General features: G+C 75.0%; 15 protein-coding genes and 1 pseudogene. 6 read left to right on the forward strand and 10 right to left on the reverse strand.

Annotated features, from left to right (window positions below; translation table 11 throughout):
• Positions 1–130: 130 nt before the first annotated feature.
• Positions 131–640 carry a DUF6480 family protein gene (locus AB0P35_RS28755; RefSeq protein WP_363516312.1) on the forward strand — a complete coding sequence of 170 codons (510 nt, stop codon included), beginning with the start codon at positions 131–133 and terminating at the stop codon, positions 638–640.
• A 431-nt stretch (positions 641–1,071) separates the two neighbouring features.
• Here AB0P35_RS28755 and AB0P35_RS28760 read toward each other — a convergent pair whose 3' ends face one another.
• Entirely contained in the window at positions 1,072–1,629 is a 558-nt protein-coding gene (locus tag AB0P35_RS28760) for a hemerythrin domain-containing protein (RefSeq protein WP_363516315.1), read from the reverse strand.
• Positions 1,630–1,966: 337 nt separating this feature from the next.
• Here AB0P35_RS28760 and AB0P35_RS28765 point away from each other — a divergent pair, with 337 nt between their 5' ends.
• Both AB0P35_RS28765 and AB0P35_RS28770 read left to right on the forward strand, forming a co-directional pair.
• Positions 1,967–2,293, forward strand: coding sequence for a hypothetical protein (locus AB0P35_RS28765; protein WP_363516318.1), 327 nt, complete (start codon positions 1,967–1,969; stop codon positions 2,291–2,293).
• A 22-nt stretch (positions 2,294–2,315) separates the two neighbouring features.
• Positions 2,316–2,426: a helix-turn-helix domain-containing protein gene (locus tag AB0P35_RS28770; protein ID WP_363516321.1), complete on the forward strand. Its 111-nt coding sequence runs from the start codon at positions 2,316–2,318 to the stop codon at positions 2,424–2,426.
• 50 nt (positions 2,427–2,476) lie between these two features.
• On the opposite strand, the gene AB0P35_RS28775 is transcribed toward AB0P35_RS28770, so the two are convergent.
• The 4 genes from AB0P35_RS28775 to ddaH form a co-directional block, all read right to left on the reverse strand.
• A complete protein-coding gene (locus AB0P35_RS28775; protein ID WP_363516324.1) occupies positions 2,477–2,710 on the reverse strand; it encodes a CDGSH iron-sulfur domain-containing protein in 234 nt (77 codons plus the stop codon).
• Complete coding sequence (locus AB0P35_RS28780; RefSeq protein WP_363516327.1) at positions 2,694–3,341, reverse strand: HemK2/MTQ2 family protein methyltransferase; 648 nt, start codon at positions 3,339–3,341, stop codon at positions 2,694–2,696. The genes AB0P35_RS28775 and AB0P35_RS28780 overlap by 17 nt, the downstream gene beginning before the upstream one ends.
• Positions 3,342–3,443: 102 nt before the next feature.
• Entirely contained in the window at positions 3,444–4,469 is a 1,026-nt protein-coding gene (locus AB0P35_RS28785; RefSeq protein ID WP_363516330.1) for an iron-containing redox enzyme family protein, read from the reverse strand.
• A 34-nt stretch (positions 4,470–4,503) separates the two neighbouring features.
• Positions 4,504–5,328: a dimethylargininase gene (gene ddaH, locus AB0P35_RS28790; RefSeq protein WP_095878050.1), complete on the reverse strand. Its 825-nt coding sequence runs from the start codon at positions 5,326–5,328 to the stop codon at positions 4,504–4,506.
• A 356-nt stretch (positions 5,329–5,684) separates the two neighbouring features.
• Between ddaH and AB0P35_RS28795 the strand changes: the two genes are divergently transcribed.
• Together AB0P35_RS28795 and AB0P35_RS28800 are read left to right on the forward strand one after the other, a co-directional pair.
• Positions 5,685–5,894 carry a hypothetical protein gene (locus AB0P35_RS28795; RefSeq protein ID WP_363516333.1) on the forward strand — a complete coding sequence of 70 codons (210 nt, stop codon included), beginning with the start codon at positions 5,685–5,687 and terminating at the stop codon, positions 5,892–5,894.
• Positions 5,895–5,973: 79 nt separating this feature from the next.
• The gene (locus AB0P35_RS28800; protein ID WP_095878048.1) at positions 5,974–6,516 is read left to right on the forward strand and encodes a hemerythrin domain-containing protein; all 543 of its coding nucleotides are present in this window, start codon (positions 5,974–5,976) and stop codon (positions 6,514–6,516) included.
• Positions 6,517–6,549: 33 nt separating this feature from the next.
• Here the strand turns inward: AB0P35_RS28800 and AB0P35_RS28805 are convergent, their stop codons facing one another.
• The 5 genes and pseudogenes from AB0P35_RS28805 to AB0P35_RS28825 all read right to left on the reverse strand — a co-directional run bounded on the left by AB0P35_RS28805 (position 6,550) and on the right by AB0P35_RS28825 (position 11,703).
• Entirely contained in the window at positions 6,550–6,876 is a 327-nt protein-coding gene (locus AB0P35_RS28805) for a hypothetical protein (protein ID WP_363516336.1), read from the reverse strand.
• 71 nt (positions 6,877–6,947) lie between these two features.
• Entirely contained in the window at positions 6,948–9,167 is a 2,220-nt protein-coding gene (locus AB0P35_RS28810; protein WP_363516339.1) for a SpoIIE family protein phosphatase, read from the reverse strand.
• A gap of 113 nt (positions 9,168–9,280) precedes the next feature.
• Positions 9,281–9,604, reverse strand: a complete 324-nt coding sequence (locus tag AB0P35_RS28815; protein WP_363516342.1) for a plasmid stabilization protein — start codon at positions 9,602–9,604, stop codon at positions 9,281–9,283.
• A gap of 69 nt (positions 9,605–9,673) precedes the next feature.
• Positions 9,674–11,139 (reverse strand): annotated as a pseudogene (locus AB0P35_RS28820) (ornithine decarboxylase).
• Between the two features lie 99 nt (positions 11,140–11,238).
• Positions 11,239–11,703, reverse strand: coding sequence for an SRPBCC family protein (locus AB0P35_RS28825; protein WP_095878042.1), 465 nt, complete (start codon positions 11,701–11,703; stop codon positions 11,239–11,241).
• A 502-nt stretch (positions 11,704–12,205) separates the two neighbouring features.
• On the opposite strand from AB0P35_RS28825, the gene AB0P35_RS28830 reads away from it, so the two are divergent.
• Positions 12,206–12,538 carry a helix-turn-helix domain-containing protein gene (locus AB0P35_RS28830; protein WP_363516345.1) on the forward strand — a complete coding sequence of 111 codons (333 nt, stop codon included), beginning with the start codon at positions 12,206–12,208 and terminating at the stop codon, positions 12,536–12,538.
• Positions 12,539–12,585 lie beyond the last annotated feature (47 nt).

Here is a 12,585-nt window from a genome sequence, read left to right on the forward strand (position 1 = left end):
GCGGACGCCGGCCCCTCACCTGGATTGGGCCGGGAATCCGCGGGCAGACGCACCGGTTCAGGCGATCCCGGTGGGAGCCCCCCCCGCGCACCGGGACGCGGAACGGGTCGACCGGAACGGGTGCACGACCATGGCCACCGTCGCACGAAGACTGCCGCTCAGCCGGCAGCAGACCGCACTCTACGAGCGGGCCGGCGAACTCGGCTGGGCGGTCCGCCGCGAGCCCGGTGACCGGACGCGCAACGAACGCCTCCTCTTCACGAGACCGGGACGCTCGCTGATGGCCGTCTTCACGCACGACGGCGCCTTCGCGTACGCCAGCGCCTCCGGCCCGGGCACCGGTGTCGTCGAACTCGACCTGGCCGCGACCGTGCGGGAGCTGGAATCGACCGGCCGGCGGCCCGCGGAGACCCGGACGCCCCCGACCGCCCCCGCGAGCAGCTGGCCGGACCGGTCCGCGCCGGTCGTCCGAGCCGGACGGCCCGAGGAGACGCCGCCGGCCGAGTCGAGCACCACGGCGGGCATCTCGGTGCCCGAGCCGCCGGAACTGCGAAATGCCTGGGGTCCGTGGCCGCTTGCGGTCATCGGACTGCTCGTCCTCTGCGTCCTGGTCTTCATGGTGGCGCGCATCTTCGCCTGAGCAGTAACCCCGACCACGAGCGGCGAGCGGGTGGACGCCCGGGTAGGACCACGCGCTGGCGACGGCGATGGTGCTCGGCGGCCTCATGATCGCCGCTGCCGACAGGGACGGACGACGACGCGGCTCCCTGCCGTTCGCCGGTCTACCCGGCCTGCTCCGCAGGTGAACAGCGCCCGTTCCCGACACCCGGTCGTCGGGGAACGGTCGCGGCCGTCGCTATGGTGCCGCGGTGTCGGCCGCCGGTGGTTCCGGTCCGTCGTCGCGGCGTCCCGCTGCCGGCGAGGACGCGGTGCTCTCGCCCGGCTCCTCTCGGCGGGCGGCCCGCTCCGGGCCCCGCTCGCCGTCGGACGGGCCGGTTCGGTGGCCGTCGCGTCGGGCCTGGTCGCTGCGTGCCTCCGGGTACGCCCGGCGTCGGATGCTCACGGCCCCTCCTACGCGGCGCCGCGGTCGGACACGTAGTCCCGCACCCGGTCGATCAGCCCGACGCCCGGCGCCAGCACCTTGCGGGCGGTCGGCGAGGAGGGCGCACCGGGGTGCGGACGCGTCGGCGCGGTCGCCTTGGCGCGGCGGACCCGGTTGCCCAACTCCTCCAGGTCGGCTTGGGTGCAGGCCGAGCGCAGCGCCGGGAAGAGGTTCCGCTCTTCGTCGCGGATGTGTGAGGTGACCTCGTCGACCAGGGTGTCCGCCAGACGGGTGAGTTCGGGGTCGTCGGCGTCCCGGCCCTCGATCTCCTTCAGCAGGCGCTCGACCCTGGCGTGGTCGTCGACCTCGCGGTCGGCCATCGCGTCGCCGCCGGTCACGTGCTCGCGGACCGCGGGGTACAGGTAGGCCTCTTCGGCCACGGAGTGCCGCACGAGCTCGACGGTCACCTCGTCGAGCAGCGATTTGCGGTGTCCTCCGGTGGACTTGAGGATCTGTGCGAACAGGTCCTCGACCTCGCGGTGGTCGGTCTCCAGTTCCTTGATGACGTCGCCGCCGTGGCCTGCCATCGCCGCCTCCTCCGGTCGGGGCCCGCCGGTGCGGGCCTGTGGTCGGCGGCTGCCCCGTCGTGCCGGGTGCACACCCGTCGTCGGGCCGCAATCGCGGAAGGGCCGCCGCCGCCGCGTCTTTTGACCGCGCGTGCGGGGACCCGGCACCCCGGTATCGCCGGTCCCGGGCGGTTCGGCGTAGCGTCGGCGAGGACGGGACGTTCCCGCGCTCTGGTGGTGGTGATGGAGTCGATCCTCTTCGACAGCGCGAGTCTGGAGGCGGCGGAGGACTTCCTGTCCTCGGCCTCCACACCGATGAGGATCGGCGGCCCGGTCGAGGACGCCCGGGCGTGACGCTGTGCTGGACGACCCGGTGGCCTGCGAGTCCGAGCTGCTCCTGTCGACCGCGGCCCAGCACTTGGCGGCCGTCACCCTGACCTCGCTGCCGCACACCGCCCGCACCGACCTGCTGCCCGCCGACACCCGGGACGCCACGCCCGCCACCCTGCGCCGGGCGATGGCGTTCATCGACGACAACGCCCACTGGACCTCACCCTGGCCGACATCGTCGCGGCGGCCTACGTCACGCCGCGGGCCCTGCGCTACTCGTTCCGGCGGCTCACCGGCAGCACCCCGCTGGCCGACCTGCGACGCGTCCGGCTGGCCCGGGCGCACGGCGACCTGAAGGCGGCGACACGCAGACCGGGGTGACGGTGACCGGGGTCGCCGCCCGCTGGGGCTTCGCCCACCCCGGCCGGTTCGCGGAGGCCTACCGGAAGGCCTACGGGGTCGCCCCCTCGGTCACCCTGAAGCGGTGACCGGCGGCCGACCGGGTCGGGTGCCACGGCGAGGGGCAGCGCGGGGAGCTTCACACCCGCGGGTCCGGTGGCCGGCTGCGGCGGCGGTGGCTGGTGTCGCAGAACGGGAAGCACCGGCTGCGACGGCAGGCGCACAGCGCGACCACCGGCCGCTCGCTGACCTGCCGGGTACCGTCCGGCAGCACGACCTCGACGGGACCCTCGACCAGGTACGGGCCGTCCTCGGCGACGGTGACCCGCCGCGGCGCGTGCTCGCGTGGCGGGCGCTCAGGCGGGCCGGACACCGCGGACCACCACCAGTTCCTCCTCGCGCTGCCCCGGGGCGATCAGGCCGCGCTCCTCGAACCAGCCGGCCCGGGCGGTCATCACCGGCCCGAACGGCTGGCGCCGCCGCGCGGCGATGCCGACGCGGAGCCCGGCGCGGGTGAGCGCGGCACAGGTCGCCGGGACGCCTGCGAGCGCCGACTGCACCACGAGCAGAACCCCGCCCGGTGCGAGCAGCGCGGGCGCGTCGGCGCAGATCCGGTCCAGCAGGGCGCGGCCGTCGCGGCCGGCGTCCCAGCTGCGGGCGATCCCGCGGCGCGGCGGCGCCGACCGGCTCGGCACGTACGGCGGATTGGCCGTGATCAGGTCGAACCGAGCGCCGACGACCGGCGTGAGCAGGTCGCCGTGGCGCAGCCGCACCCGCCGCCGGTTGAGCAGCAGGTTGGTCGCGGCCGCGGCCAGGGCGCGGCGGGAGACGTCCACCGCCGTCACGCGGGCGCCCCGGGCGGCGGCGGCCATGGCCACGGCCCCGCTGCCGGTGCACAGATCGAGGACCCGCCGGCCGCCGAGGTGCTCGCGCTCCAGTGCCTCGGTGAGCAGCCGGGTGTCCCCCTGGGCCGGGTACACGCCCGGCGGGGTGATCAGAAGCATGGTCCGCGCCTGCCCCTCGCTCCGGGGCCCAATCATGCTCATGGGGCGTCCCGCGGGTGGGCGGAGCACATCGTGCGGCACCTGGGCAGCGGGCGGCGGCCGTCAGGCCGGCGGGCCGTCGTCCAGCGGAGACCGCAGCGAGCTGCGACCCCGGCCCCAGGCGGTCACCAGGTGATCGGCGAGCCGGTCCTCCACCGCGCCGGTGGCGGCGATGCCGAAGGCGATGTCCGCGGCGAGCGCCGGGTCGCCCGCCACCAGCGGTTCCAGGACGGTGCGGCGGACCAGCTGTTCGTGGACGGCGTCGGCCACCACGTGCTCCCGGTAGAAGAGCGTGCCCGCAGGCGAGGCACCGAGGCGGTCCAGTGCCCGGGCCAGCCGGGCCGCGCCCGGCGGGGAGGTGATCTCGACCGCGGCGAACTGGCCGACCGCCGCACCGCGCAGCGCCCGGTGCAGCCCGAACAGCGACATCAGGTTGACCACGGCCAGCGCGGGGGCGGGCACGGTATCGAGGTAGTGCCCGTAGCGGGTGTCGAGGCCGAGATCGGCCATCATCCCCGCGAAGAGCAGCGCATGAGCCTGCTCGGGCCGCCCCGCGCCGTACTCGTCGTACTGGACGGTCATCAGGGCGGCCTTGGCCGGGTGGGGCAGCCGCGGGGCGACCCAGAGCTGCGGGTCGGCCTCCTTGAGGTGGTACAGCGACCGGTGCACGAGGTACTCCCGGGCCTGCCAGCGCTCACCGCGCTCCAGCAGGTGGTACGAGGGCCCCGCCCCGTCCGGGGGCTCGACGAGCAGGTCGGCGACCACCCGTTCCAGTGGGCCCGGGTCGCCCACCGCCTCGCGGAGCGCCGCGAGGAAAGCCTCCTCCAGTCGGGCGCGCAGCGCCAGCAGCCCGAGATCCCACTCCCAGGCCGGGTCGACCCGCTGGAAGCCCTGGTAGTGGAGCTCGTAGCAGACGTACAGGGCGAGTTGCGCGTCGTCGCCCAGCGGGTCCGGGACGTCCGCCGGGACGCCGTGGGGCGCGGTGCCCGGCACGGCGGTCAGCAGGTCCAGGACGAGCGCGGACAGCGGGCCGCGCGCCGAGGGCAGGACGGGCGCCGCCGGGGCGGCAGGACGGAGCGCGGTCGACATGCGGGAGCCTCTCTCGCGGGGGCCGCGGCGCGGATCACGCACCGCGGAGTTCGAGCGTGCAGCACTTGGGGCCGCCACCGGCCTTGAGGAGCTCGGGCATCTCCACCGGGACGGGGCGGAAGCCGTGCGCGTGCAGCTGCGCGGCCAGGCCGGTGGCGGCCCGCGGCAGCACCACGTGCCGGCCGTCGCTGACCGCGTTGAGCCCGAACACGGCGGCGTCCGCCTCCGCCGCGCGGACGGCGTCGGGGTAGAGCCTTGCCAGCAGCCGCCGACTCGCGGGGGCGAAGGCGGGCGGCCAGTACATGATCTGATCGTCGCTCAATACGGCGAGCGCGGTGTCCAGGTGGTAGAAGCGCGGGTCGACCAGCTGCAGGGTGACCACCGGCAGGCCGAGCAGGTTCTGGGCCTCGCGGTGGGCCGGCGCGGTCGTGCGGAAGCCCGTGCCCGCCAGGATCCGCCGTCCGGCGACCAGCAGATCGCCCTCGCCCTCGTTGACCAGGGTCGCCGTGTGCACGGGCCGGAAGCCCGCGCCGGCGAACCATCGACGGTGGGCCGGTGCCTCGCCCGCACGCTCCGCGTGCTTGAACCGCGCCACCAGCACCCGCCCGTCGACCACGGTGGCGCCGTTGGCGGTGAACACCATGTCGGGCAGCCCAGGCAGCGGATCCATGGTCGCCACCTCGTGGCCCAGACCGCGCAGCACCGTGCAGAGCCGCCGCCACTGCCGTTCGGCCGCGGCGCCGTCGACCGGCCGGTCGGGGTCCATCCACGGGTTGATCGCGTAGCGCACGGCGAAGTGCGTCGGCGGGCACAGGAGGTACCTCCGGTGTCGGGGCTCGGGTGCGGGCGGAGAGGTCATGGGTGAAGCCTCCTGATCGGCCCGGGTGTCGGGGCCTTCCGGCCCGCGCTCTGCCCGGCGCCTACCCGTGCGCCGCACGCGCACACGAAGGGCCCGGGCGCACCTGCGGAACGGTCGTCCCGGGCAGGAGATCCGCCGGAGCACCTGCGTGCAGGAGCAGCCGGTCGGCCCTCCCGTCGCGGAGGCGTACATCGCGGTCGCCCGGCGGTGGCACGCCGACCTGCTCGCCCACGCCCTGGAGAGCGGCTTCCTGCCGGCCGCCGGCGAGGCGCCGCCGAGCACCGCCTTGGTCGTGATGCGCGGGGCCCCTGATCGAACGGCTGGTCTTCGTGGGCGGCCGGCAGTCCTGGGAACCGGTGCCCGAACCCGCGGCCTCCCCCGAGTGGCGCACCGCGGCCCGAGAACAGGGTGAGGTCCTGGTGGTCGTCGTCCCGCCCGGAACCCGCCTCACCGGCGCGTCCGGCAGCGACCCGCAGAAGGAGGCCGCCGCACTCACCTGCAATGTCGCCGAGGTCTGCGACGACGGCGTCGTTCTGCACGGCACGGCCACGCTCGCCCTGCTCTGACCGGCGCCGGTTGGCGCACCCGGCCCCGGGTACACGCCACCGTCGACCGAAACGCCCGGCCAGGAAGACGAGGTGCACCATGACCTCCGGCGACCTCATCGACGTCCTCAGCACCGACCACGAACGGCTCCGCACCCTGTTCGGCCGCATGGCGGGCACACCGCTGAAGGACCCGCTGCGCCGTGAACTCCTCGACGAGGCGGCCGGCCTGCTGGAGCGCCACATGGCGGTCGAGGCGGAGTACCTCTACCCGCTGGCGCTGCGCACCCTGCCGAACCGCCGGGAGACCATCGAGCAGGAGCGGGCCGGCCTCGCCACCATGGGCGCCCTGCTCGACGACCTGTCCCGGATCGGCGCGGACGCCCCGCTCTTCGACCGCAAGGTCGCGCTGCTCGTCCGCGAGGTCACCGGCCACGCCAACGAGGAACAGACGCTGATCCTCGACGAGCTCGGCACCGCCGCATCGCGGGAGGAGCTGGTGGATGTGGGCGCACAGGCCAGATCGGCGCCGGTCCACAAGGTGCGCCGCTCGCCGGCCGACCGCCCCCGGGACGACCTCCCGCCGACCGGGCCGCGCCCGAAGACGCACCTGCGGGACTTCTTCCGGATGGAAAGCCCCTGACCTGAACGGACCGACTCCTCACCCGCGTGCCCTTCAGTCGTTCAGCGGTGCGAAGCCGAGCACCCAGCCGAGCGCCTTGGCCACGCCGCGTGCGCGCTGCCTCTCGGCCGCGGAGCGTGCGGGGTCCCGGGCGGCCAGGAGCGCTGCCCGCTCCTCCGCTGCCAGGTCCGGCTCCGTGATCACCCCGCACCGGCTGCCGCTGATCGGCGCCGGCGCCTCCGGGTCGAGCACCCACCGGTAGGCCGCGGCGGCACCGCGGGCCTCGGGCCCGCCGTCGATGCGGACCGCGCAGGCCGCGCGGTCGATCTCCTCGGGCGTTCTGACGGCGATGAACTCCTGGACGGCGGACGCGGATGCCACGGCGGGGGACCTCCCGGGTGCGGAGCATGCGGGCGCCGCGCCGGGCGGCGGACGCCGTGAGTCACAGCCATCTACCCTGCCGCGGACCGCTCACTCCCGCGCGGCGCACCGGCCGGCGTGTCGTGGTCGCCCGGGCGGCCGGGCCCGTACGGTGCCGCGTCGGCGGGCACGATGGCCAGCACGAGGAGGGCGATGTCGTCGGTGTGCCGGCCGGCGGGCCAGCTGTGGTGCACCAGCTCGTCGATGAGCCGGTCGGGTGTTTCGGCGCGGCTGTCGCCGAGGAGAGCGGCCAGGTCGGCCGTGGTGCGGGAGGCGTCCGTGCCGGGGATCTCGACCAGCCCGTCGGTGTACAGGGCCAGCAGTGTCCCGTTGAGCAGCGGGAGGGTGGTGAGTGGGTAGCCGGCGTCCGTGTCGACGCCGAGCAGGGGCCCGGCCTCGACGGTCAGGACGTGGCTCTGCCCGCCCGGGCGGCGCAGCAGCGGCGGCGGGTGGCCGGCGGAGGCGAGGGTGACCTGGCGGCGGGTGAGGTCGAGCTGGGCGTAGAGGCAGGAGACGAGCAGATCGGGGTCGAGATCGGCGAGCAGCCGGTTGGTGCGGGCCAGCACCTGGCCCGGGGCGGCGCCGGCGCTCGCGTGGGCGTGGACGGCGGTGCGGACCTGGCCCATCAGGGCGGCGGCGGTGGTGTTGTGGCCCTGCACATCGCCGATCACCGCGGCCGCGGTGCGTTCGTCGAGCCGGATGAAGTCGTAGAAGTCGCCGCCGACGTCGAGGCCGCGGGTGGCGGGCAGGTATCGGGAGGCGACCGTGATGCCGGGGACGTGCGGGAGGGAGTGCGGGAGCAGCGCGTGCTGGAGGTCGTCGGCGAGGTCGTGCGTGGCGTCGTACAGCCGGGCGCGGTCGACGGCCTGGGCCAGCAGGCCGGCGAGCGAGGTGAGGACGGCGCGCTCGTCGGCGCTGAACGTCCGGGGGCGGTCGTAGGACAGGATGCAGACGCCGACCGGCCGGCCGGAGACGATCAGCGGGAGCACGGCCCAGGCGTGCTTGCCGCTCATCCGCTGGGCGCGGGGGTACTCGTCGGCCATCCGGTGCGGGTCCGAGAAGAACTCCGGGATGCCGGTGGCCAGCACGTGGCCGGCGGGGGTGAGGCGGGTGTCGAGCGGCAGGCCGTCCAGCCGGTCGATGTTCGCGGAGGGGTAGCCGCAGTGGCCGATGATCTTCAGTCGGCCGGCGTCGGCGGCCGACAGGACGAGCCCGTCCGCGCCGAACGCGGGCAGGACCTGGTCGGCGACCATCTCGACGACGTCGCGGACGCCGACGGCCTCGGTGAGGGCCGCGGTGAGGTGCATGAGCTGGTAGAGGCGGCCGCCCCGGTGGTCGTCGGGCCGGGGCCCGTCCACGGGGTCGTCCGCCGCCGAACCGGTGTGGGCGGGGGTGACGCGGACGCTGATGCCGCTGCGGTCCGGATGGAGCCGGAAGTCCAGCCAGGTGTCGGGCGGCCGCAGCGCGGTGAAGGCGGCGGGCTCCCGGCTGATGACGGCCGTGCGGTAGCGGTCCTCGACGCCGGGGACGTCGAGCCACGGAAGAGCCAGCCAGGGCAGCGCGCCGACCAGCTGGTCCGGGGTGCGGCCCAGCAGATCCTCGGTGCCGGCGCTGGCGTAGGCGATCCGTCCCTCCAGGTCGAGGGCCAGGCTGGCCCCGGGCAGGCGTTCGGCGAAGTCCGCCGCCGCCAGTGCCGGCTGCACCGGCGCCTGACGGGCCGGCAGGTCAGGGGCGGTGCGCGGCAGGTCGGGCAGGTTCGGCGGGTGGTCCGCGTCGTCCAGGAGGCGGGCGAGCCGGCGGGCCCGGTTGGTGATGTGGCCGCGTTCGCGGGGGGTGGCGCGCTGGGGGTGGTCGGCGGGGAAGACCAGCAGCACCGCGCCCCAGACCCTGCGGGCCCCGGTGAGCGGGGCCGCGGCGAGGGCGAGCGGGTGGGGCAGGGAGGCCGCGAGGCGGGGGTAGGAGCGGGCGAGGTCCTGCTGCGAGCCGACCCACACGAACCGCTCCTCCCGCACCGCGTCGCAGACCGGCAGCGGTGCGCCCAGCGGGACGCGCTTCCACGCGGCGGTGAGTCCCGACGGCAGGCCGAAGGCCACGGCCATCACCAGGACCGGTTCCCGGTCGAGGAGGTAGACGGCGCCCGCGGACGCGCCGGTCCGGCGCACGGTCGCGGTCAGCTCCGCATCCAGCTCGGGATCGGACCCGGCCGGTGCGGGCGGTGTGCCATCGGATGCCTTGTCGGCAGAGGTGTCCATCAGGGGGACCTCCGGACGGACCGTCGATTCGGTGACCCGGGGAGGCGGGCGGCCCCCGGAGGTCGGCGGCGCCGTAGGGCACCGGCCGACCTCCGAGGGCCGGGGCAGAGGCCTCAGCGGCCGAGCGCGTTGGCGAGCTGTTTCTTGTTCATCTTCGAGCGGCCGTGGATGTTGCGCTGCCTGGCCTCGTTGTAGAGCTGGTCGTAGGTGGGGCCCTGGGCACCGGAGTGCGAGCGCTGCCCGCCCCGCCGCGAGGATGACATGTCCTGGATGGAGCTGCGGCTGGCGGTCTTCGACTCGCCGTGCCGGGCGCGTTCCTTGTTGACCGTCCGGGCGGCGATCTCCTCCGCCCGCTTCTCGCTCTCGCCGCGGTCCAGCGCACTGTCCTTGATGTGCTCGTACTGGCGTTCCCGCTTCTTGCTCGAACCGGCCGGCATGGCTCCTCCTCGGGCTCGCTGGTGCCTGGCGGCGCGCCTACCCCGCGGACCCCCGCTCACGCATGGCGGTCAGCCCTCGACGGCGACCCGCACCGACCGCAGCCGGGGGTCGGCGGCGTCGGGGACGAGCATCCCGGCGTCGGCCCCGGTGCGCAGGTAGGCCACCACGTCGCCGTTCAGGCGCTCGCCCGGCAGCGTGGCCGGGATGCCGGGAGGGTACGGCGTGAGCATCTCGGCGGTGATCCGGCCGGCGGCCTCCTCGACCGGCACCCGCTCCACCGCGCCGAAGAAGGCGTCGCGGGGGAGGAGCACCTGCTCCAGGCGCAGCCGGGCCGGGTCGGGGACGTGGACCTTGCCGGCGGGCGGAAGACCGGGCGCGACCGCGACGAGTTCGGTCAGCGCGGACACCAGGACGTGGGCCGTGGTGCTGTCGTCGGCGTGGGTCAGCTGGGCGCTGATCCGGCGGTGGTCGCACACGTGCAGGTCGACCTGGTGGTGGGAGCGCAGCCAGTCGCCCGCGAGGTAGCCGGTCGTGCCGAGCTCCGACAGGTCGACGACGAGTTGCAGCGGGTCGAGGTCGGCGGCGCGGCCGGGCGCGCAGAAGTCCTCGCGGCCGTGGACGTGCAGGCCGTCCAGTGCGTCGATGCGGGTGCGGAGGTCGGCGGCCAGGCCGAGGGCGGCGTCGTACAGGGCCCGGCCGTGCTGGACCATCTGGCGGCGCCAGCCGTCGAGCGCGGCGTACACCAGGACGGAGGGGCTGGTGGTGCCGAGCAGGTCGGCGCGCTGCTTCAGCACGGCCGGATCGACCAGATCGCCCTGCAGGTGGAAGACCGAACTCTGCTCGAAGGCGGAGCCCATCTTGTGGACGGAGGTCACGCAGACGTCGGCGCCCGCGTCCATGGCCCAGGTCGGCAGCTCGGGGTGGAAGGGCAGGTGGGCGCCCCAGGCCTCGTCCACGATCAGCGGCCGGCCGCGTCGGTGGGCGGTCTCGGCGATCGCGGCGAGGTCGGCGCAGGTGCCGTACGGGTGGGTGAGGTGACGAGGGCGCCGCGCGCGTCGGGGTGTTCGCGGAAGGCGGCGTCGAAGGCGTCCGCCGACGGCGGGTGCGCCAGATGAAGGTCGGGGTCCCACTGCGGGTCCACCCAGACCGGGCGGATGCCGGCGAGGATCAGTCCGGCCACGACGGACTTGTGGGCGTCGCGGCCGACCAGCAGTTCCTCGTGCGGGCCGGCGACCGAGAGCATGGCCGCCTTGACCGACAGCGAACTGCCGCAGGTGGAGAAGAAGGTGTGCTCCGCGCCGACGGCCTCGGCCATCAGCTCCTGCGCGTGTTCGAGGATCCGCCGGGACGAGGTGCGGTCGTCCAGGCCGCTGACGGCGAGCACGTCCGAGCGGAACACGTCCGCGCCGAGGGTCGCCAGGACCCGTGGGTCGGTGCCGCGGCCCTGCTTGTGGCCCGGCGGGGTGAACGCGGTCGGCGGATTCGCGTGGTGGGCCGCGAGGGCCTCCAGCACGGGGGCTTGTGACTGGTCCATGGCCCGCGCCTGCCCTGCCGGCGAGCGGAAAGCTCCGGTGCGGCACACGGTGGAAGGCCGCCGCGGAGCACCGCGGCGGCCCTCCGTTCCCGCGGGTGGTCAGGAGCTGCCGGGGGTGATCCGGCCGCGCCAGCCGCCGCTCTCCAGGCCCTGGTCCTCGATGAAGGACTTGAAGCGCCGCAGGTCGCCCTTGACTCGGCGGTCGACCATCCCCATCATCTCGGCGGCCTTCTCGGCGACGCCGCCCGGCTTGAAGTCCATTGCCAGCCGCACCATCGTGTGGTCCTGGTCGAGGCGCTCGAACGTGACCACGCCCATCTGCTGGACGTCGCCGCCCATGGTGCGCCAGGCGATCTTCTCGTCGGGCAACTGGTCGACGATCTCGGTGTCGAACTCGCGGCTCACCCCGGCGACCTTGGTCTTCCAGTGGTTGTGCCGCTCGTCGATCTGGGTGACCTCCTCCACGCCCTCCATGAAGCGGGGGAAGTCCGCGAACTGCGTCCACTGGTTGTACGCGGTGTGCAGCGGAACCTCGACCTCGACGGACTCTTGAACCATGCTCATGCCGGGCCTCCAGTCTTCTCGTCCAACAGGTCCGCGACGCGTCTGCCCGGCGGCTCCCTCTTCTAACGGGGCGGGCCTCATTGGTGGGGCCGAGGGGTTTCGCCTCCGCCCAGTGGTGCAGGTGTAAAGGGACAGGGCGCGGCGCCGAGCCTCCCGGTACCGGTCGGCCGTCGCCTGTCGCCGTCGAGGAGGTGGTCCCCGGATGGCCGGTACCGCTTGCTCCGATCCGATCCCGCCGGGCCGCTCGCCGCCCCCGGCCCCGGCCCCGGCTCCGGCTCCGGCCCCGGCCAGTGGTGTGCCGTGGCGGGTCGCGGACCCCTGTTCTCGGGACCTTGCTGAGACTGGCCGGCCGGACCGACGGCGACCCGATCTTGCGGCTCCGCCCCGGAATCGGCCTGCCGGAAACGGCCGCCGCGGACCTGTGGAAGGCCGTTCTCCGCTGCGTCCGCCGTCCTCCCCGACGTCGCCGGACCCGGACGCCGGCCCGGTACCCGAGCCGGGCGTGGCCGCGGCCCCGGACACGGTGCGCCGCGCCTTCATGCAGTCCCACGCGGCCGAGGACGTCGTCCTCGCCGACATCGCCGCGGCCGCCTACGTCACGTCGCGCGCCCTGCAGTACGCCTTCCGCCGGCACCGGGACACCACACCGCTCACCCACCCGCGCCGGGTCCGCCCGGATGCGGCCCACCGGGACCTGGTGGCGGCGGACCCGGTGACCACCACCGTGACCGAGATCGCCGCGCGCTGGGGCTTCGGCCACAGCGGCCGGCTCGCCGCGTTCTACCGCGAGGTGTACCGGGCAGCGCCCCGCACCACGCTCCGCCTCACGGACTGACCGCCCGGTTTCCGGGCGCACGGGCCGGGAAGCCGCACCGGCCCACC

Source organism: Kitasatospora sp. NPDC085879 (assembly GCF_040686255.1).
In the GTDB taxonomy this organism is placed as follows: Bacteria; Actinomycetota; Actinomycetes; order Streptomycetales; family Streptomycetaceae; genus Kitasatospora.